This window comes from Aminobacter sp. GW821-FHT11F06 (assembly GCF_058808215.1).
The window spans coordinates 563,296-583,707 of the sequence record NZ_JBXARL010000003.1 but is presented as its reverse complement, the minus strand read 5'-3'; the positions used below and the strand labels follow the sequence as shown (position 1 = coordinate 583,707).

The 20,412-nt window shown below is 62.1% G+C and carries 17 protein-coding genes; 7 read left to right on the top strand and 10 right to left on the bottom strand.

The window, feature by feature from the left end; translation table 11 throughout:
- Positions 1 to 55: 55 nt before the first annotated feature.
- The 4 genes from AC1RTB_RS10645 to AC1RTB_RS10630 all read right to left on the bottom strand — a co-directional run bounded on the left by AC1RTB_RS10645 (position 56) and on the right by AC1RTB_RS10630 (position 5,530).
- Entirely contained in the window at positions 56 to 1,177 is a 1,122-nt protein-coding gene (locus tag AC1RTB_RS10645) for a beta-ketoacyl-ACP synthase III (RefSeq protein ID WP_492881434.1), read from the bottom strand.
- Positions 1,178 to 1,339: 162 nt separating this feature from the next.
- Positions 1,340 to 2,107: a trans-aconitate 2-methyltransferase gene (gene tam, locus AC1RTB_RS10640; RefSeq protein ID WP_492881435.1), complete on the bottom strand. Its 768-nt coding sequence runs from the start codon at positions 2,105 to 2,107 to the stop codon at positions 1,340 to 1,342.
- Positions 2,108 to 2,181: 74 nt separating this feature from the next.
- Positions 2,182 to 3,831, bottom strand: a complete 1,650-nt coding sequence (gene ettA, locus AC1RTB_RS10635; protein WP_492881436.1) for an energy-dependent translational throttle protein EttA — start codon at positions 3,829 to 3,831, stop codon at positions 2,182 to 2,184.
- Between the two features lie 214 nt (positions 3,832 to 4,045).
- On the bottom strand, positions 4,046 to 5,530 hold the full coding sequence (locus tag AC1RTB_RS10630) for a DUF1214 domain-containing protein (protein WP_492881437.1): 1,485 nt from the start codon (positions 5,528 to 5,530) through the stop codon (positions 4,046 to 4,048).
- A 338-nt stretch (positions 5,531 to 5,868) separates the two neighbouring features.
- Here AC1RTB_RS10630 and AC1RTB_RS10625 point away from each other — a divergent pair, with 338 nt between their 5' ends.
- The 3 genes from AC1RTB_RS10625 to AC1RTB_RS10615 all read left to right on the top strand — a co-directional run bounded on the left by AC1RTB_RS10625 (position 5,869) and on the right by AC1RTB_RS10615 (position 8,507).
- Complete coding sequence (locus tag AC1RTB_RS10625) at positions 5,869 to 7,152, top strand: DUF2778 domain-containing protein (RefSeq protein WP_492943810.1); 1,284 nt, start codon at positions 5,869 to 5,871, stop codon at positions 7,150 to 7,152.
- A gap of 126 nt (positions 7,153 to 7,278) precedes the next feature.
- Positions 7,279 to 7,473 carry a hypothetical protein gene (locus tag AC1RTB_RS10620; protein ID WP_492881439.1) on the top strand — a complete coding sequence of 65 codons (195 nt, stop codon included), beginning with the start codon at positions 7,279 to 7,281 and terminating at the stop codon, positions 7,471 to 7,473.
- 116 nt (positions 7,474 to 7,589) lie between these two features.
- The gene (locus AC1RTB_RS10615; protein ID WP_492881440.1) at positions 7,590 to 8,507 is read left to right on the top strand and encodes a cation diffusion facilitator family transporter; all 918 of its coding nucleotides are present in this window, start codon (positions 7,590 to 7,592) and stop codon (positions 8,505 to 8,507) included.
- Between the two features lie 10 nt (positions 8,508 to 8,517).
- Here the strand turns inward: AC1RTB_RS10615 and AC1RTB_RS10610 are convergent, their stop codons facing one another.
- Both AC1RTB_RS10610 and AC1RTB_RS10605 read right to left on the bottom strand, forming a co-directional pair.
- On the bottom strand, positions 8,518 to 9,279 hold the full coding sequence (locus AC1RTB_RS10610; RefSeq protein ID WP_492881441.1) for an ABC transporter permease: 762 nt from the start codon (positions 9,277 to 9,279) through the stop codon (positions 8,518 to 8,520).
- Positions 9,276 to 10,202 (bottom strand): ABC transporter ATP-binding protein, encoded by a 927-nt coding sequence (locus tag AC1RTB_RS10605; RefSeq protein ID WP_492881442.1) that lies wholly within the window; start codon positions 10,200 to 10,202, stop codon positions 9,276 to 9,278. The genes AC1RTB_RS10610 and AC1RTB_RS10605 overlap by 4 nt, the downstream gene beginning before the upstream one ends.
- A gap of 206 nt (positions 10,203 to 10,408) precedes the next feature.
- Between AC1RTB_RS10605 and AC1RTB_RS10600 the strand changes: the two genes are divergently transcribed.
- From AC1RTB_RS10600 to AC1RTB_RS10585, 4 genes are all read left to right on the top strand, one after another.
- Entirely contained in the window at positions 10,409 to 11,341 is a 933-nt protein-coding gene (locus AC1RTB_RS10600; protein ID WP_492881443.1) for an alpha/beta fold hydrolase, read from the top strand.
- A gap of 87 nt (positions 11,342 to 11,428) precedes the next feature.
- On the top strand, positions 11,429 to 12,604 hold the full coding sequence (locus tag AC1RTB_RS10595; protein ID WP_492881444.1) for a CaiB/BaiF CoA transferase family protein: 1,176 nt from the start codon (positions 11,429 to 11,431) through the stop codon (positions 12,602 to 12,604).
- Positions 12,601 to 14,250, top strand: coding sequence for a thiamine pyrophosphate-binding protein (locus AC1RTB_RS10590; protein ID WP_492881445.1), 1,650 nt, complete (start codon positions 12,601 to 12,603; stop codon positions 14,248 to 14,250). The genes AC1RTB_RS10595 and AC1RTB_RS10590 overlap by 4 nt, the downstream gene beginning before the upstream one ends.
- Before the next feature lie 235 nt (positions 14,251 to 14,485).
- Positions 14,486 to 16,168 carry an ArnT family glycosyltransferase gene (locus AC1RTB_RS10585; RefSeq protein ID WP_492881446.1) on the top strand — a complete coding sequence of 561 codons (1,683 nt, stop codon included), beginning with the start codon at positions 14,486 to 14,488 and terminating at the stop codon, positions 16,166 to 16,168.
- A 242-nt stretch (positions 16,169 to 16,410) separates the two neighbouring features.
- Here AC1RTB_RS10585 and AC1RTB_RS10580 read toward each other — a convergent pair whose 3' ends face one another.
- From AC1RTB_RS10580 to AC1RTB_RS10565, 4 genes are read right to left on the bottom strand one after another with little or no spacing between them, the layout of a single operon-like run.
- Positions 16,411 to 17,385 carry an ABC transporter substrate-binding protein gene (locus tag AC1RTB_RS10580; protein ID WP_492881447.1) on the bottom strand — a complete coding sequence of 325 codons (975 nt, stop codon included), beginning with the start codon at positions 17,383 to 17,385 and terminating at the stop codon, positions 16,411 to 16,413.
- 51 nt (positions 17,386 to 17,436) lie between these two features.
- Positions 17,437 to 18,570, bottom strand: coding sequence for an ABC transporter permease (locus tag AC1RTB_RS10575; RefSeq protein ID WP_492881448.1), 1,134 nt, complete (start codon positions 18,568 to 18,570; stop codon positions 17,437 to 17,439).
- The gene (locus AC1RTB_RS10570) at positions 18,567 to 19,445 is read right to left on the bottom strand and encodes an ABC transporter permease (protein ID WP_492881449.1); all 879 of its coding nucleotides are present in this window, start codon (positions 19,443 to 19,445) and stop codon (positions 18,567 to 18,569) included. The genes AC1RTB_RS10575 and AC1RTB_RS10570 overlap by 4 nt, the downstream gene beginning before the upstream one ends.
- A 6-nt stretch (positions 19,446 to 19,451) precedes the next feature.
- On the bottom strand, positions 19,452 to 20,273 hold the full coding sequence (locus AC1RTB_RS10565; RefSeq protein WP_492881450.1) for an ABC transporter ATP-binding protein: 822 nt from the start codon (positions 20,271 to 20,273) through the stop codon (positions 19,452 to 19,454).
- Positions 20,274 to 20,412: the final 139 nt, after the last annotated feature.

The following is a 20,412-nucleotide window of genomic DNA, read 5'->3' as shown; positions in this document are numbered from 1 at the left end:
GCTAACTGGAAATCCAGACAAAAAGCGTGATCTTCCGATCACCAACCGTGATCCGTTACATCATCCTGACGAGCGCGCCACCGATCGAATAGCCGGCGCCGAAGGCGCAGACCAGCCCGTGGTCGCCCGCTTTCATATCCTCATGATTTTCCTTGAGCGCGATGATGGCCCCGGCCGCCGCCGTATTGCCCAACCGTTCCAGCACCATGGGGGCAGTGTCTTGATCGGCCTCATGGCCGAGCGCCAGCTTGAGGATCATCGCGTTCATGCGCGCATTGGCCTGGTGCAGCCAGTAGCGCCTGATATCGGACGGCGTCATGCCATGGTCGGCGAGGAAGGCGGTGATGAAGCGGTGCGCTGCATGCGTCACCTCCTTGAACACCTTGTTGCCGACCTGCTTGATCATGTTGCCTTCCATCTCGACGACGGAGGTGTTTTCCTGGCCGGCGCGCAGCAGGAAGCCGAAATTGGTGCGGATGTTGTTGGAGAACTGCGTCCAGTTGCGCGTGTCGATGATCTCGAAGCGCCCCGGCCGCGTCTGTTTCGGCCCCATTGCTTCGACAACCATGGCAACAGAGGCATCGCCGAAGATGAAATGTGTCTGGCGGTCGCGGAAGTTGAGATGCCCGGTGATGATCTCCGGTGTGACGATCAACACGCGCTTCTGCCCGCCCGAGCGCACCAGGTTGAACGCCACATGCAGTGCCGCCGCCGCCGACGAGCAGCCAAGGCTCATGTCGAAGGCTGCACCTTCGATGCCGAGTTCCTTCTGGATCTCGATCGATATGGCCGGATAAGGCCGCTGCTGGTGCGAGGCAGCGCAGATCACCATGTCGATGTCGGCACCGGTAAGCCCTGCATGGTCGAGTGCCTTGCGCGCCGATGCGACACCAAATTCCGCCTCCACCGACAGCGCGTCGTCGGCGCGCGGCGGAATGCGCGGGCTCATCCTTGCGGGGTCGAGAATGCCGTCGAGCGTGTGGACATGGCGGTTTTTCACGCCGGAGGCATAGACGATGAAATCGCTGTCCGATTTCTTGACCAGCTCCTGGCCCGCCGCCAGCCTCCTGGGGTTCTCGATATCGACCCAGGCATTGAAGCTTTCGACCAGCTCATCATTGCTGATCGAGGCTTCAGGAATTTCAACGCCGATACCACTGATGATGACGCGATGCATAAAACCGTCCGATGCCTGCAATTTCTCGCGAACCCCACCTCTCCGAAGGCGTCCCCAGATTCGCTGGCGGACAGTCTACGCCAGCCGGAGCGGTTCGAATACGGCCCGCATGGCTGTTATCCGGCTCAGATCGTGGACCGGCTTCGGAGATCAGGCTTGCCCCTATTTCCGCTGCGCAACCATGAACAGCCGGGGAAACCGCAAGAGAACCTTGCCGTTTGCCGCCGACGGGTAGGCAGAAGCGATGTTTGCTGTATAGGCGGCAAGGTAGGCCTGCCGTTCGTCCGCGTCGAGCGGATCAATGAAAGGGCGAAGCCCTGTTCCCTTCACCCACTCGACGATGGCCTCAGCGTCGGCCAATGGATGATTGTAAACCGTGTGCCAGATGTCCACGCGCACCGACAACGGGACAAGCAGGCCGTAATACGAAGAAACCGGCGGCAAGGGCGACCGCGCAACGCCTGCGATCTTGGCGCCGAAAGGCATGGTGGCAGCCGTTTGGCGCATCAAAACATGCGAGGGCTCGCCGATATTGTCGGGCATCTGCACGGCCAGGAAGCCGCCCGGTGCAAGCAGGCCGAGCAATCGCGCCAGAACCGCCTGGTGGCCGGGCAGCCACTGGAAGACGGCATTGGCGAAGATCACATCGACCGGCCCATCCGGTGTCCAGTTCTCCGCATCGGCGAGCTGGAAATCGACGCCTGGCAAGCGTTGGCGCGCGTCCGCGATCATGGCTGGCGAGGTGTCGAAGCCTGAGATTTTAGCCTCGGGCCAGCGGGCAGCGAGCAGTTCGGTCGAATTGCCCGGGCCGCAGCCGATGTCCACAACGTGCCGAGGCTTATCGATGAGGATTTGCGCCAAAAGGTCCCGCGCCGGACGCGTGCGCTCGTCTTCGAATTTCAGATATTGCGAAGCTGACCAGTCTTTCATTCCGCAAACTCCCACAGCGCAGATGATAGCAAAACGCCCCGCTTCGGGCGGGGCGTCTTATGCAATTCAAGACCTTAGCGCGTCAGGCGCTTGTGGCTCATCCGGTGCGGGTTGGCCGCATCGGCGCCGAGGCGACGAACCTTGTCTTTCTCATACTCTTCGAAGTTGCCTTCGAACCACTCGACATGCGCGTCGCCTTCATAGGCGAGCATGTGGGTGGCCATGCGATCGAGGAACATACGATCGTGGGAGATGATGACGGCGCAGCCGGCATAGGCTTCGAGTGCGTCTTCGAGCGCGCCCAGCGTTTCGGTGTCGAGATCGTTGGTCGGTTCGTCGAGCAGCAGAACGTTGCCGCCGTTCTTCAACATCTTGGCGAGGTGGACGCGGTTGCGCTGACCACCCGACAGATTGCCGACCTTCTGCTGCTGGTCGCCGCCACGGAAGTTGAACGACGAGCAATAAGCGCGGCTGTTCACTTCATGCTTGCCGAGCTTGATGACTTCGGCACCGCCTGAAATTTCTTCCCACACGGTCTTGGTCGGATCGAGCGCATCGCGGCTCTGGTCGACATAACCGAGCTTGACGGTCTCGCCGACACGGATGGTGCCGCTATCGGGCGTTTCCTGGCCGGTGATCATCCTGAACAGCGTGGTCTTGCCCGCGCCGTTGGGGCCGATGACGCCGACGATGCCGCCGGGCGGCAGCTTGAAGTTCAGGTTCTCGATCAAAAGCTCGTCGCCGTAGCCCTTGTTCACGCTATCGACCTCGATCACCACGTTGCCGAGGCGTTCGCCGGCCGGAATGACGATCTGCGTGTCGGTCGGACGGCGCTGATCCGCCTTCTCCACCAACTCTTCATAGGCCTTGATACGCGCCTTGGACTTGGTCTGGCGTGCCTTGGGCGAAGACGCGATCCACTCGCGTTCGCGCCAGATCGCCTTCTGGCGCGAATCGTCTTCGCGGCCTTCCTGGATCAGGCGCTTGGCCTTGGCGTCGAGATACTTGGTGTAGTTGCCCTCGTAGGGAATGCCACGGCCGCGATCGAGTTCGAGGATCCAGCCGGTCACGTTGTCGAGGAAGTAGCGATCGTGGGTGATGATCAGCACCGAGCCGGGATAGTCGCGCAGGTGCTTTTCCAGCCATGCCGTGGTCTCGGCGTCCAGATGGTTGGTCGGTTCGTCGAGCAACAGGAGGTCAGGCTGTTCGAGCAGCAGGCGGCACAGCGCGATGCGGCGGCGTTCGCCACCCGACAGCTGCGTCACTTCGGAGTCGGCGGGCGGGCACTGCAGCGCGTCCATCGCCATCTCGACCTGCTGTTCCAGGTCCCACAGGTTGAGACGATCCATCTCGTCCTGCAGCTTGGCGCCCTCGTCGGCGGTCTCGTCCGAGTAGTTCATCATCAGCTCGTTGTAGCGCTCGATGATGGCCGTCTTCTTGGAAACGCCGTCCATGACGTTTTCGAACACGGTCTTGTTCGGGTCGAGATGTGGCTCCTGCGCGAGGTAACCGACCGTCGCGCCGTCAGCCAGCCAGGCTTCGCCCGACCATTCCTTGTCGAGGCCGGCCATGATCTTGAGCACGGTCGACTTGCCGGCGCCGTTCGGGCCCAGGATGCCGATCTTGGCGTCGGGGTAGAACGACAGGTTGAGATTATCCAGCACCTTCTTGGTGCCGTAGGACTTGGTCAGTCCCGACATGTGATAGATGAACTGGCGTGCCACGCGCGCGTATCCTGCTTCTCAAGTGATAGGAGTTGGGCGCTATGTAGGCGATCCCGCCCCAAACGGCAAATGCTTTTGGGCCGAGCCGGGGCGCAAGGCGGATGCAAGCCAGGGACTGCAGGCGCCACTTATCGGCATTTCGGTCGGAGAAGACCATGACGTGCCCCGATCCAGGGCAAGCCTCCTCCGACTCCAATGTCGTTTGTCGAGCCTGTCACTCCTTCGCTTCAATGGGCGCTGGGAACCACTTTCCGTCCAGGACGTCGGGCTTGGCCACATACATGCGCATATTGAGCGAAAAACCCTTGCCCTCAGGGGTCGGCAGCCAATTGCTTTCCGCGACGTTTGCCGGCAACGCCGGGGCGAGCCAGAGGCTTAGCGAGCCGTCGTCGTTGGGCTTGAGATCCGAGACGTTGTTCAGGTTGTAGCGGTTCAGCTTGTTGGGCACGACACGATAATCCGGTACGCTATAAAGCGAGACCGACCAAAAGCCGTTCACCTGCGCCTCCGGCTTCGCATCCTTGGGGAACCTGATCTCATACGTCTTGCTGCCATTCAGCGGGCGCTTCTGGCTGTCGGTCTGGCCGATGAAATAGAGCGCTTCGCTGGCGACATTTCCCCACAAGCCACCATAGTTGATGATGTCGCGCGCCAGGATGTCGTTGCCGAAGTTGCCCGCGACATAGCTGACCGACCAGCCTCCCTTCTGGGTCCCGAACCCCTTCGCGCCCTCGAGAAAGCCAGGGAGGGCCTTGGTCTTGACGATTTCTTCGACCTTGGCCCGCGCATCGTCGCTGCTTTTTGCAAAGCTGGCGACCTTTTCCGCTGCCGCCTGGAATTCCGCAGCCTTGGGCATCGGGTCCGGATAGGTCGCAAGTACCTCCGGTATCTGATCGAAGATCGCCGAGGTGATCGGCGCGGCAGGGGTGAAATCAGGCACCTTGTAAGGCGGATCGATCTTGATGCCGTCGGGAACGTCGAGCGTGAACTGCTTCTGCAGGGCCACCGCCTCGTCGGGCGTCCCCTTCAGTTCCACCCGCGCCAGGATCTTTGCCTTTGCCGCCGGCAGTTCGACCTTGACAGCCCCATCGGGGATGGGAGGGTTGGTCCCTTTCAGCACCAGCGCGAACTTGCCGAATGGGTGGTCGGGAAAGGTCCGCTCGTTGATGTTGGCGATGACCTCGCCCCAGCCATCAAGCAATTGCGCCGTGTAATAACGTCCCTTGATCTCCGGGACGTTCAGGATCACCGCATGGTCGGCATCGACTGCGATCCATGCCTCGAGATAGGCCACGTCGAGGTTCGGATTGACGAACTGGGCCGAGCCCAGCGGATTGTACTTGATCTTGTTGTAGCCGACCTTTTCGACGTCAATGTCGTGGTTCTCCTGCTGAAGAACCAGATACCGACCATAAAGATACGTCCAGGCATCGGTGATTTCATTGTCCGTAGGCTCGTTTGCCTGGGCCTGCGCGAAGGTCGTAAGCAAAATCGCCCCCGGCAACGCTACGGTTAGGAGAAATCTCTTGGTAAAACACAACATATGACCTCCTCCAGCTATTTTCCGCGAGTTCGCCTCGTCGGCACTTTCAGTCCGCCGCAGTTCTCGTCCTCGAATAGCTAACCGTGAGGAACGACCGCTATCAAGTAAGAAATGGCCATCGAGCGCATTGCGCCCCAGTTGCCACGTCTGGCCCAATGATCTTGGCCCACCAAGCCTTGATCGGCCGGCAGGTCGTGAACATCCACCAGGCCGCGATCAGGCAGGCAGCATGTCGTTGGAAGTAAGCCTGCCACCCAGGGCGGACAGCGGGGCGGCGACGAGCAGCGGCTCGAGATTCAGCTCTCGAATGCCCGGCCCGCGATTTCCGCACCGCAGCAAGCAAACTTTAACCATATTTGTCCATCCTTTGACGATCATTGGTCGAGATGGGGACATTCCGGAAGTCACGCTGTTGCGGTCGCTCGCCGATCTGAGGGCTGTTGCGCGATAACTGGTTTGACGCGTTTGTGAGTAAAATCGTTCGTGCACGGCCCTTGCGCCGTTTGTTGCGCCCACTGCTGATCGCCTCGTTTGGCACCGCCCTTGCCGGCGCGACCGTATGGTCGATGGCTGGCATGGTCGCGACCGGCAGCTCGCGTGCTCTCGGCTCAACCAGCTTTTTGCCCAGCCCACAGATCGCTTTGGCCACTAAAACGCAGGCGCGAGCGCCAGTCGCCTATGTCAGCACCAGCAAGGCGTCGCGGCTGATCACGGCTACGGCGCAGCCTGTCGTGACCGCAAGCTTGGTGGCTGCCGCCGGGAAATCCGCCCGCCATGTCATTGGCGCGACCGCTGGCGCGAACGGCAAATCTGCGCGCTTCGACGCCGTCGCGAAAAAAGCCAGCATGACGTCCCAAAAACTCGCCAGCCTGTTCGCCGGCTCCGCCAACCCGGAGCTTGCCGCAGCGCCCGCCTCGGAGCGCTTTGCCTCGCTGCCCGACAGCACGCCCGAGCTTCCCCAAACCGTATTGGCCTATGCCGATCCCTCCCCGAACGCAGGCGCCGACACCGCCATGTCAACCTTGCTGGCGGCGCCGCCAGAGGAAGACCTCGCGGCGCAGGACCAGAACCCCGACACCAACGCTGCTGGCTCGCCAGACTATCAAGACACACCGTCCGACGGACCTATGCCGCAGTTGCGTCCGCGTGGGGCGGAAACGGCGAAATCCGACACCCAGCCGGTCGAAGAGCCGGCCACGCCAACAGTCGATGAACCCAAGAAGGCCGACCAGCGCGAGGCACCAAAGCAGACGCTGGCTTATGCCAGGCCGAATGTTCCGCCGGAACCAAAAGCCAGCGGCAGCCTCGGCCAGTCGCTGCGCAACCTGTTCGGCGGTGGCGGCGGATCAAGGGCCGGCGACGGCGTCGCCGTCTACGACATCAGCGCCGCCAAGGTCTACATGCCTGACGGCAGCGTGCTCGAGGCCCATTCCGGCGTCGGCAACATGGCCGACAATCCGCGCTACGTGAACGTCAAGATGAACGGGCCGACCCCGCCGCACACCTATAACCTCAGGATGCGCGAAAGCCGCTTCCACGGCGTCGAGGCGATCCGCATGCTGCCAGTCGACGGCAAGAACAAATACGGCCGCGACGGCTTCCTCACCCACAGCTACCTGCTGCGCGGCAGACAGGCGGAATCGCATGGCTGCGTCGCCTTCAAGGACTACCAGCGCTTCCTCACCGCCTTCAAGCAGGGCAAGGTCAGGCAACTCGTCGTGGTGCCAAGCGGCGGACGCGAGAGCTTCCGCCTTGCCTCCAACGGCAAGAGCGCCTGACAGGGCACGGTTCCGGCCATCTGCCGGAACACGATTTGCGTCGATGTGGCTTGTTGGTGTTGCTATGACTGGCGATATTGCTCGCCTGTTTTGAAGCCGCTGCTCCGCATGGTCAGGGGGGCCAAAATGTCAGGGCTCTACATCAATCAGCTGGAGCGCCTGAAGACGGCCAAAGGCAACGAGTTGCTGCAGGCAGATCGGCTTGAGGACGCAAAGGTCACAAATGTCGCGCCTCCACCTGTAGCCGCCGACGGACCTATCGAAATCAAGCTGGACAGTTCTGGTGTGCCCAAAGTCAGGATTAAGGCGTCCAAACCTTAGGGACCCTTTTTACCCACCTGGCGACAGATTGGGTCGATCTCACAGATCACGCCTTCACTGCCCCCTCAACCTCGCTGCCAGTGGACATCGCCACCCGGCTATTTCATAGCTGAGGCATGCTTACCGAAACCAACGTCCTTCGAAACTCCATTGCCGTCACATTCATTGTCGCGCTTTTCGGCATTGTCTTCGGCATTTTGAGCGGTTCGTTCTCGATCGCCTTCGACGGGGCCTACTCGCTTGCCGACGCGACAATGACGATCCTGGCGCTGATCGTCGCGCGCCTGATCACCAGCAATGCCACCCACAACCGTAGGCTCCATAAGCGCTTTTCGCTCGGCTTCTGGCACCTGGAGCCTATCGTCTTGGGCATGAACGGCATCGTCTTGATGAGCGTGTCGATCTACGCCCTGATCAACGCCATCGCCAACCTGCTTGCCGGCGGCCATCAGCTCGAATTCGACTACGCCATCGTCTATGCGGTGGTCACGCTCGCCGCCTGCCTGACGATGGCCTTCATCGGCAACCGCGCCAACAAGACGATCCAGTCCGACTTCGTCACCTTGGACGTCACCGCCTGGATGATGTCCGGCGGCATCACGGCTGCGCTGCTGGTCGCCTTCATCAGCGGCAGTTTGGTCGAAGGCACGTCGCTTGCCTGGATCGCGCCCTATGTCGACCCTGCAGTGCTGGCGCTTGTCTGCCTGATCATCATCCCGATGCCCATCGCCACGGTCCGCCAGGCGTTTTCGGACATCTTGCTGATCACGCCCGAAACACTGAAGGCGCATGTCGACGAGGTCGCGCGCGCAACCGTGAGGAAACACGGCTTTGTTTCTTATCGCGCCTATGTCGCCAGGGTTGGCCGCCTGACGCAGATCGAGCTTTATTTCATCGTGCCACCCGGCCTGCCGGCGAAATCCATCGAGGCATGGGACCGGTTGCGCGACGAGATCGGCGACGCCCTTGGCGATGAAGGTCCGGACCGCTGGCTGACGATCGCCTTCACCGCCGACAGGGAATGGGCGGAGTAGTTCCCCGCCACTACGCCTTGATGCGCCAGCCGGTCCTGAATATCCACCAGACCGCGATGAGGCAGGCCACCAGGAACACCAGCGTCATGCCGAGGCTTACGCCGACATTGACGTCCGATATGCCAAAGAAGCTCCAGCGGAAGCCGCTGACCAGATAGACCACCGGGTTGAACAGCGACACTGTGCGCCAGAACGGCGGCAGCATGTCGATGGAATAGAAGCTGCCGCCCAAAAAGGTCAGCGGGGTGACGATCAGGAGCGGCACCAATTGCAGCTGCTCGAAACTGCCGGCCCAGATGCCGATGATGAAGCCGAACAGACTGAAGGTCACCGCCGTCAGCACCAGAAACACCAGCATCCACCCCGGATGCTGGATTTGCAGCGGCACAAACAGCGCCGCGGTGGCGAGGATGATTAGGCCGAGGATGATCGATTTCGACGCCGCCGCCCCGACATAGGAGATGACGATCTCCAGATAGGACACCGGTGCCGACAAAAGCTCATAGATCGTGCCGACGAATTTCGGAAAATAGATACCGAAGGACGCGTTGGAGATGCTCTGGGTCAAGAGCGACAGCATGATCAGCCCGGGCACGATGAAGGCGCCGTAGCTGATGCCGTTGATCTCGCTGATGCGCGAGCCGATGGCAGCGCCAAAGACGACGAAATATAGCGAGGTCGAAATGACGGGCGAGACGATGCTTTGCAGCAGCGTGCGCCATGTGCGCGCCATTTCGAACAGATAGATTGCGCGGATCGCGTAAAAATTCATCGCCGTTCACTCACCAGATTGACGAAAATCTCTTCCAGCGAACTCTGCTTGGTCTGCAGGTCCCTGAAGCGGATTCCGGCGTCGTTGAGGTCCTTGAGCAGGGCGGTGATGCCCGTCCGCTCGCCTTGGGTATCGTAGGTGTAAACCAGCTCGTGCCCGTCCTCGGACAGGTCGAGTCCGTGTCCCGCCAGCTCGGGCGGCAGATGTTCCAGCGGGTTCTGCAGCTGAAGCGTCAGCTGCTTGCGGCCAAGCTTGTGCATCAGCTCGGCCTTTTCCTCGACCAGGATGATTTCGCCATGGCTGATAACGCCGACCCTGTCGGCCATCTGCTCGGCCTCTTCGATATAGTGCGTGGTCAGAATGATGGTGACGCCGGTTTCGCGCAGCAGGCGCACCACTTCCCACATATCGCGCCTCAGCTCGACATCGACACCCGCCGTCGGCTCGTCGAGGAACAGGATCTGCGGCTCATGCGACAGCGCCTTGGCGATCATCACGCGGCGCTTCATGCCGCCCGACAGGGTGATGATCTTGTTGTCCTTCTTGTCCCACAGCGACAGATCCCTGAGAATCTTTTCGATATGGGCGGGGTTGGCCGGCTTGCCGAACAGGCCACGGCTGAAACTGACGGTTGCCCACACAGTCTCGAAGGCGTCGGTCGTCAGTTCCTGCGGCACAAGGCCGATACGCGAGCGCGCCGCGCGGAAGTCGGTGACGATGTCGTGCCCGTCCGCGATTACCGTGCCTTCGCTCGGGTTGACGATGCCGCAGATGATGCTGATCAGCGTCGTCTTGCCGGCACCGTTCGGCCCGAGCAGCGCGAATATCTCGCCGCGCCGAATATCGAGGTTGATGTTCTTGAGCGCCACAAAGCCCGACGCATAGGTCTTGGAAAGATTGGAAACGGAAATAATCGGCTGCATGACGACCGTGGGGAAAATGAGGAAAATTCGAAGAAACGGCGTCGGAACTGAAATTCCGGCGCAAGGATTAGCGGAATATATGGGCTGTCATTCTGCGAACAAGACCAGCCTTGCCATCTCCTGACATCTTGCGCTTGTCAGGCAGGCGCCGCCACCCTTGACGCGCGCTTGATCCTCACTCAACAGTCCCATCCGAGGGGGCCAAGATGCCATTTGATACCAGCAGCACGCTTGCGTCTCCGACCGGTGCCAGGCTCAATCTTTACATCAGGCATGCCGACGCCCCTGCCCGCGCCGTGGTGCAGGTCAATCACGGCCTCGCCGAGCATGCCGCGCGCTACGGCCGCTTCGCCGACTTCCTCGCCGCGCATGGCTATCATGTCTACGCCCACGACCATCGCGGTCATGGTGAGACTTCTGCGCCGGGCGCCCCGATCGGGCGCTTCGCCCAAAGAGATGGCGTCGAGCACATACTCGACGATGTCGGGGCAGTGCATGACCTGATCGCCGAACAGCACCCCGGCTTGCCGGTGGTCATCTTCGGCCATTCTATGGGCGGGCTGATCGCGCTCAACTTCACGCTCCGCCATTCCGAACGCGTTGCCGCCGCAGCCATCTGGAACGCCAATTTCTCGGCCGGCTTGCTCGGCCGTCTCGCCCAGGCGATCCTTGCCTTCGAGCGTTTCCGCCTGGGTTCGGACGTACCGTCCCGCATCCTACCGAAGCTGACCTTTGCCGACTGGGCAAGCAAGATTCCTAACCCGCGCACCGCCTTCGACTGGCTGTCGCGCGATCCGGCGGAAGTCGATGCCTATGTCGCCGATCCGCTCTGCGGCTGGGACGCCTCGGTGTCGATGTGGATCGATATCTTCGACCTCGTCTTCGCGGGCGCCGACGACAGTAATTTCGCTGGCGTGCGCAAGGACCTGCCGTTCAATCTGGTGGGCGGCGAGCACGACCCGGCCACATCAGGCGGCAAGGCGGTCGAAGCGCTGGCCTCGCGCATGCGCCGGATGGGTTTTTCGAATCTTGTTTCAAAGGTTTACCCGGAAACCCGCCACGAAAGCCTCAACGAGATCAATCGCGAGCCGATCATGGCCGATTTCGCCGCCTGGCTCGACCGCACATTTCCCCGCTGACAGCGGCACCTGGCCCATCGCAACGTGGTGGCGGGATATCGGGACTCCTGATAGAGCGTGGCCACTTGAAATGAATTCTGGTGCCTCATGAGCAATCCGCCCCTTCACGGCGTCCGCGTCATCGAACTCGCCCGCATCCTCGCCGGCCCCTGGGCCGGTCAATTGCTGGCCGATCTCGGCGCCGACGTCATCAAGGTGGAGAACCCCGATGGCGGCGACGACACCCGCAAATGGGGCCCGCCCTTCGTCACCGGACATGATGGCGAAAACCTCTCGGCTGCCTACTATCATTCCTGCAATCGCGGCAAGCGCTCCATCGCGCTCGACTTTTCGACACCAGAAGGTGCGGATATCGTGCGCAAGCTCGTCGCCGATGCGGACGTTCTGATCGAGAATTTCAAGCTCGGCGGCCTCAAGAAATACGGCCTCGACTATGACAGCCTGAAGAAGATCAATCCCAAGCTGGTCTATTGCTCGATCACCGGCTTCGGCCAGGACGGGCCCTATGCCGCCCGCGCCGGCTACGACTTCATCGTCCAGGGCATGTCCGGCCTGATGTCGATCACCGGACCTGCCGGCGGCGAGCCGCAGAAGGTCGGCGTCGCCGTCACCGACATCTTCACCGGGCTCTACTCCGTCATCGCCATCCAGGCAGCGCTTCGCCACGCCGAAGCCACTGGCCAGGGCCAGCATGTCGACATGGCCTTGTTCGACGCCCAGATGTCGGTGCTCGCCAACCAGAACCTGAATTACCTGGTCTCGGGCAATTCGCCGGTGCAGATGGGCAACGCCCATCCCAACATCTCGCCTTATGAAGTGCTGCCGGTGAGCGATGGGCATTTCATCCTGGCTGTCGGCAATGACGGCCAGTTCCAGAAATTCTGCGCCATTGTCGGGCTCGAAGCCATCGCCACTGATCCTTTGTTTGCCACCAATTCGGCGCGCGTCGCCAATCGGGTCGCATTGCGCGAGAAGATCGTTGCGGCACTCGCCGCCTTCGACCGCGAAACGCTGCTTGCCAGGCTCGAGGTATCAGGCGTGCCGGCAAGCCCGATCAACACCATCGGCCAGGCATTCGCCGACCCGCAGGCGATCGCGCGCGGCATGCGCATGGACCTCGACGACGGCCACGGCAACAAGCTGCCGTCGGTGCGCGCGCCGATGGTCATGTCCGAGACACCTCTCACCTATGACCGCCCGTCGCCCCGGCTGGGCGAACACACCGCAGAAATCCTTGCCGAACTGGAGAAGAATGCGAAATGAAGACCGGCGGAAAACTGATCGTCGATGCGCTTGAGGCCAATGGCGTCGACCGCATGTATTGCGTGCCGGGCGAATCCTACCTCGCGGTGCTCGATGCGCTGCACGATTCAAAGATCCGCAGCATCGTCTGCCGCCAGGAAGGTGGTGCCGCGATGATGGCCGATTGCCATGGCCGCCTCACCGGCAGGCCGGGCATCTGCTTCGTCACCCGCGGTCCCGGTGCCACCAACGCCTCCGCTGGCGTGCACATCGCCATGCAGGATTCAATCCCGATGATCCTGTTCATCGGCCAGGTGGCGAGCCACGCCAAGGAGCGCGAGGCGTTCCAGGAAGTCGACTACCGCGCCTTCTTCGGCAACATCGCCAAATGGGTGGTCGAAATCGACGACGCAGCCCGCATCCCCGAACTCGTCACCCGCGCATTCTCCGTCGCCATGTCTGGCCGTCCCGGCCCGGTGATCGTGTCCCTGCCCGAGGACATGCTGACCAGCGTCGTCGAGGCTCCGGCAGCGCTGCCCGCCACCCCGGTCGAAACCCGCCCCGGCGAAGAAGAGCTTTCGAAGCTCGAGGCCCTGCTCAACGGCGCCAAGCGTCCCTTCGTCATTCTCGGTGGCACCCGCTGGAATGCCGAGGCCGTTGAGCGGATCAAGAAGATTTCGGAAGCCTGGGCGCTGCCCGTCGGTGTGTCCTTCCGCCGCCAGATGCTGTTCGACCACCTGCATGAAAACTACGCCGGCGACGTCGGCATCGGCGCCAACCCCAAGCTCGCCAAGGCGATCAAGGAAGCCGATGTCGTGCTGCTGATTGGCGGTCGTTTCGGCGAAATGCCGTCGTCCGACTACACGCTGATCAAGAGCCCTTATCCCGACCAGACGCTGGTCCATGTCCATGCCGACGCCAACGAGCTCGGCCGCGTTTACCGCCCGACATTGGCGATCAACGCATCGCCCGCCGCTTTTGTCGAAGCCTTCGCCAAGCGCAAGCCTGCCGCCAAGCCGGCCTGGGCCGAAGCCACCAAGGCGCTGCACGCCGCTTATCTCGAGTGGTCGACGCCACCGCTCACCGGTCCCGGTGCTGTCCAGATGGGCCCGATCATGAACTGGCTGGAAAAAGTCCTGCCGGAAGACGCGATCCTCACCAATGGTGCTGGCAACTACGCGACCTGGGTGCACCGCTTCCACCGCTTCCGCCGCTTCGCCACGCAAGGTGCGCCGACCTCGGGCTCGATGGGCTATGGCACGCCGGCTGCGGTCGCTGCCAAGGGCCTGTTCCCAGACCGTGAAGTCATTGCCTTCGCCGGCGACGGCTGCTTCTTGATGAACGGCCAGGAGTTCGCCACCGCCGTGCAGTACAACCTGCCGATCATCGTGATCGTCGTCAACAACGGCATCTACGGCACCATTCGCATGCACCAGGAGCGCGAATATCCCGGCCGCGTCGAGGCGACCGACCTCAAGAACCCGGATTTCGCAGCCCTTGCCCGTGCCTATGGCGGCCATGGCGAGACCGTGCGCGAAACCGGCGAGTTCGCGCCCGCCTTCGAACGCGCGCGCTTAAGCGGCAAGCCGACGATCATCGAGATCAAGCTCGATCCGGAAGCGATCACGCCGACGCGCACGCTGAGCGACATCAGGGACAAGCGCTGACGCTTGCCTTGGGGACAAGCGACGACGCTTGGGGAAAGTGTAGCCGTCGTGGCAAATGCGCGTTTTTGATGCTATTGAGGCCGCGCATTCGCGCCATCCAGACGTAACATGTCCCCAGGCAAGATGATGATTTCAATCGTCATTCCGTGCAAGAACGAGGCAGAAACCCTGCCGCAATCTCAGGCTGATCGCCAATGAGCGGCATCTGGCCATGTCCAAAACGGACTGACCGCGCATGACGAGTTCCGGAATCAAATTCTCCGAAACGCCCTCCAAGGCGTTGTCGCCGCTCACATATCTGCTTTTGGCACTGCTAGCCCTGTTCGCCTTCGCGCCGGGCATTTCCACCTTGCCGCCCACCGATCGCGACGAGTCGCGATTTGTCCAGGCGACCAAGCAGATGGTCGAGAGCGGCAACTATGTCGACTTCCGCTTCCAGGGCGAGCCGCGCTACAACGAGCCTGCCGGCATCCACTGGCTGCAGTCGGCAGCCGTGTTGCTGAGCGGACAGGGCAGCGAAGCCCCGATCTGGGTCTACCGGCTGATATCGGTCCTCGCCGGCACCTTCTCGGTTCTGGCGCTCGCCTTCATCGGCGACCGCATGTTCGGCCAAACCGCTGGCGTCATCGCTGGCCTCGGCCTGATGGGGATCCTGATACTGGGCGTCGAGGCGCGCATCGCCAGGAACGATGCAACCCTGCTCGCCACCGCCCTGCTCGCCCAGGGCACGCTTGCCGGCATCTATCTCGGCCATCGCGACGGCAAACAGCAAGGCCGCGCGCATTGGCTGTTCTGGGCAGCCCAGGGCCTGTCGATCCTGATCAAGGGCCCGGTCATCCCGTTCATGAGCGTATTGACGATCGCCGCCATTGCCATCTTCGACCGCGACCGTTCATGGCTGCGCAAGCTGAAGCCGCTCAGCGGCATCCTGGTGACATTGCTGGTCGCGGCCCCCTGGCTGATCACGCTCAAGACCGGTAGCGCGTTCTGGCAGGAATTGGTCGGCAACGACCTGTTGAGCAAGGTCGGCTCGGGCCAGGAGTCGCACGGCTTCCCGCCCGGCTATTATCTCCTCACCTATACGCTGTTCATGTGGCCCTTCGCGCTTGTGGCGCTCGAAGGCGGCCTCAAGGCGCTTAGACGGTTCCGACAGGACCCGCGCCTCTTGTTCTGCCTCGCCTGGTACCTGCCCTATTGGGTCGCCATCGAGCTGATCCCGACCAAGCTGCCGCATTATGCCTTGCCGGCCTATCCAGCGATGATCCTGCTGATGGCCTGGGTGCTGACCGACAAGTCGGCAGCTGGCATCGAGCTGTCGCGTTGGCAGTTCTGGCTGCGCCGTGCCTGCGCCTTCGGCATGTTCGGCATCAACATCGGCCTCGCCGCCATTGCCTTCGGCATCACGCCCTATTTCCTCGGCGAAGTCTCCTGGTGGGGGCTGCTTGCCGCATTGCTGGTCCTGATATCAGGCAGATACGGCATCGGCGCGCCCGACGGCATGGATCCGCTCAAGCGCACGGCCTTTGCCGCCGCAGCTGCCGCGGCCGCCTTCGGCGTACTCACCTGGAAGATCCTGCCGCCGCTCAAACCCCTATGGCTCAGCCCCGAGATCGCCGAGCGTTTCGAGAAGCTGAAGCCCTGCCAGACCTCGCAGCTTGTCTCGGCAGGCTATGGCGAGCCGAGCCTGGTCTTTCTCGCCGGCACGCAGACCCAACTCACCAACGGTAAGGGTGCGGCGGACGCGCTGGTTGCCGATCCGGCCTGCGCCATCGCGGTGATTGCCGAAGCCGAGAGCAAGGCCTTCCTGGCGGCCATTCCAGGCGGCGCGGCCGCGCTCAAGCAGCGTGGACGCATCGAAGGCATGAACTACTCCAAGGGCGAGCCGCGCACGCTCACCTTCTACACGCTGGCAAAGTAGCAGCGAACTCCGGTTGCCTTTCGGGCGCAACTTGTTGTGCGTCCTTCGAGGCTCGCCTTTCAGGCGAGCACCTCAGGATGAGGGAGGTTGGCGCTACGCTCCTTCTGTGAGGTGATGCAGCCACAACGGTCCTCATCCTGAGGTGCGAGCGGAGCGAGCCTCGAAGGACGCACCTCAGCCGCTACCTCCAAAGAAAAAGGGGCGGTTGCCCGCCCCTTTTCAGATTTCCCACAATCCAAAGCTTACTTGATGGCCTTGTCGGTGATCGTTGACGTCCAGGCGCCCGAAGGTTCCTTGGTGATGATCTTCTGTGCCAGGAGCGCTTCGGCCGTGCGCTTGTAGGCCGCCTCGATCAGCTTGCCGTCGGCATTGTCGATCAGCTTGGCGACTTCGCCCATCATGCGCTTCTGGTGGTTTTCGTCCTGGCCGCCATTGTCAACGACGATGCCGGCTGCCTCATCGGGATTGTCGACGGCGTATTTCCAGCCCTTCATCGAGGCGCGCACGAAGCGAACCATCTTGTCTTCGAAGGCCGGGTCCTTGAGCTTGTCTTCGAGCGCGTAGAGACCGTCCTCGAGCAGATCGTTGCCCATCGCCGTGTAGTTGAACACGGTCAGTTCGTCGGGTTTGAAACCAGCGTCGATCAGCTGCCAATACTCGTTATAGGTCATGACCGAGATGCAGTCGGCCTGCTTCTGGATTAGCGGCTGCACGTCGAAGCTCTGCTTGAGCACGGTGACGCCGTCCTTGCCGCCTTCGGTCGACAGGCCAAGCTTGTTCATCCAGGCGAAGAACGGATATTCGTTGCCGAAGAACCAGACGCCCAGTGTCTTGCCCTTGAAATCGGCTTCGGTCTTCACCGGGCCGTCCTTGGGGCAGACCAGCTCCATGCCGGCCTTTTTGTAGGGCTGCGCGATGTTGACGAGGCCAACGCCCTTTTCGCGGGCCGCAAGCGCGCCACCCATCCAATCGACAATGACGTCGGCGCCACCGCCGGCGATCACCTGCTCGGGCGCGATATCGGGGCCACCGGCCTTGATTTCGACGTCGAGGTTTTCGTCCTTATAGAAGCCCTTCTCCTTGGCCACGTAATAGCCGGCGAACTGCGACTGCGTCACCCATTTGAGCTGCAGCGCCACCTTGTCGGCGGCAAGTGCCGCCTGCGCTGCGGCCAGCGACATCGCCCCCGCCATCAACGATACCATCAGTCTTTTCATCTTCTTTTTTCCCTCTGAAGTTGGACCGCGGCCCCGCCCAAGGAGCTCAGGTCACGCCCGCCCACCACGGACGGACGGATGCCAGAAAGTGGTGACCCTCTCGATGAAGGCGACCACGCCATAGAAGACGGAACCGGCCAGAGCCGCAACAGCGATCTCCGCCCAGACCATGTCGACATTCATGCGCCCGATCTCGGTCGAGATGCGGAAGCCCATGCCGACAATCGGCGTGCCGAAGAATTCGGCGACGATGGCACCGATCAGCGCCAGCGTGGAGTTGATCTTCAACGCGTTGAAGATGAAGGGTGCGGCCGCCGGCAGCCGCAGCTTGAACAGCGTCTGCCAGTAGTTCGACGCATAGGTGCGCATCAGGTCGCGCTCCATATGACCCGAGGCAGCGAGGCCCGCGACCGTGTTCACCAGCATCGGGAAGAAGGTCATGATGATGACCACGGCGGCCTTGGACTGCCACTCGAAGCCGAACCAGATCACCATGATCGGGGCGACGCCGATGATCGGCAGCGCCGACACCATGTTGCCGATGGGCAAGAGGCCCCTGCGCAGGAACGGCACGCGGTCGGCGAGGATCGCAACAATGAAACCCGAGGCGCAGCCGACGATGTAGCCGAACAGCACCGCCTTGAAGATCGTCTGGCGCACGTCGGCCAAAAGGATCGGCAGCGAATTGCCGATGCGCGCGGCGATAGCACTCGGCGGCGGCAACAGGATGAACGGCACCCCTGCCCCCCGCGTCACCGCTTCCCACAGGATCAGGATCCAGGCCCCGAAGATCGCCGGGATCAGCAGGCGCAGCATTGTCTTGGCTTGCTGCGATACCGGACGAATTGCCGACAAAACGGCAACGCAGCGCCAGGCGAGCAGCCAGGCGGCGGCGAGCAGCAGGAAGAACGGCATCCGCGCCATGCCTTCGTGACCGGCGATCGAGGCGATCAGCAGCCACGCAGCCGCATGCGCGCCGACAAACAAGGCCGCCGCGCTGGTCGCAGGCAGAAGTCCGGCGAAGGAGGTGACAGCAGCGCCGACGATCAGGGCAGCGATGGCGATTGCGGGGCCATTGGCTATCGGGGCTGTTGGATCGGCACCGAGCATCGGCAGTGTGACAATGGCCACGGCCGAAAGCGCCAATGCGAGTGCTGCCTGCCAGGATGGTTTTACAAACCTCATGCCGGCCGTCCTCCCATGGAGCGTTCGACAAGCTTGCCGACAAATCCGACCAGCACGACCAGCATCGCCGCCACCACCGAGCCGGCAACAAGTGCCGCCCACATGTCGATGGTCTGGCTGTAGTAGGAACCGGCGAGCAGCTTGGCGCCGATGCCGGCCACAGCCCCTGTCGGCAACTCGCCGACGATGGCACCCACAAGGCTCGCCGCCACCGCCACCTTCATCGAGGCAAACAGGAACGGCACCGAGGCCGGCACGCGCAGCTTCCAGAAGGTCTGCGACGCGCTGGCATTATAGGTGTGCATCAGGTCGAGATGCATGAGATCGGGCGAGCGCAGCCCCTTCACCATGCCGACAGCGACCGGGAAGAACGACAGATAGGTCGAGATCAGCGCCTTGGGGATCAGCCCGGTGATGCCGATCGCCGCCAAAACGACGATGATCATCGGCGCTACCGCCAGGATCGGGATCGTCTGCGAGGCGATGATCCAGGGCATCAGGGAGCGGTCGAGCGCGATCACATGGACGATGCCGACAGCGATCAGGATGCCGAGGGCGGTGCCAAAGGTGAAGCCGAGCAGGGTCGACGACAGCGTCACCCACGAATGGTAGACGAGGCTGCGCGCGCTGGTGACGTTCCTCAGGAACGTGTTTTCGAAGAAATTCTGCGCCACCTGGTGCGGCGCGGGCATGGTTGGCTTGGGCTGCGACAGCGTCTTGCCGATGAATTCCATGGTAGCAGGCGTAAGTCCCGCCCGCCGGTCCAGATCGCGCTGGAACGGCGCGTTCATGAACACGGCAAACGCGTACCACGCCGCGACAATGACCAGCAGGATGGTGATGACGGGTACGACCCGGTCTCTGAGGCGATCCATTGTGGCTCAATCCTCGTAGGAATGGCCGGCGCGCAGCCCGTCGCGGACACGCGCGGCGATGGCCAGAAATTCCGGACTCTCGCGGATGTCCAGCGGCCGCTCGGTGGGCAGAGTCGACTCGATGACGTCGGTGACCCGGCCAGGCCTCGGCGACATGACGACGATGCGCGTCGACAGATACACAGCCTCGGGGATCGAATGGGTGACGAAGCAGATCGTCTTGTTGGTCTGCCGCCATAGCCTGAGCAGTTGCTCGTTGAGATGGTCGCGCACGATTTCGTCGAGCGCGCCGAACGGCTCGTCCATCAGCAACAGGTCGGCATCGAAGGCGAGCGCGCGGGCAATGGATGCACGCTGCTGCATGCCGCCCGACAACTGCCAGGGATATTTCTTCTCGAAGCCGGTGAGATTGACCAGGTCCATCGTGCGCTTGATGCGCGCCTGCTGCTCGGCCTTGGACAGGCCGATGATCTCGAGCGGCAATCCGACATTGGCCTCGATCGTGCGCCACGGAAACAGCGCCGCCGCCTGGAAGACATAGCCATAGGCGCGCGCCTGTCGCGCCTGTTCCGGCGTCATGCCGTTGATCGAGATGGTGCCTTCCGTCGGCTGCTCGAGATCGGCGATGACCCGCAGGAACGTCGTCTTGCCGCAACCCGAAGGCCCGATGAAGGAGACGAACTCGCCCTTGTTGATGGTCAGACTGACGTCTGAAAGCGCCCGCACCGGGCCGTCATTGGTCTGGAAGGTCAGCCCCAGCTTTCTGGCTTCGACGACGGCGTTCTGATTGACGCTTGTCGCCGTGGCTTGATTGACTGTCATGAGCATTGCCCGACTTTACCCCACATCATGCCATCCTCTCCGAAGATGAGGCAGGCGTCCACTTGATCGGAATGTTTTTCCTGGCGCGCGAGACCGGTTGTCTTCGGCACCACCTTGCGACCGCCAGACGCGGCCGCCATCCCTG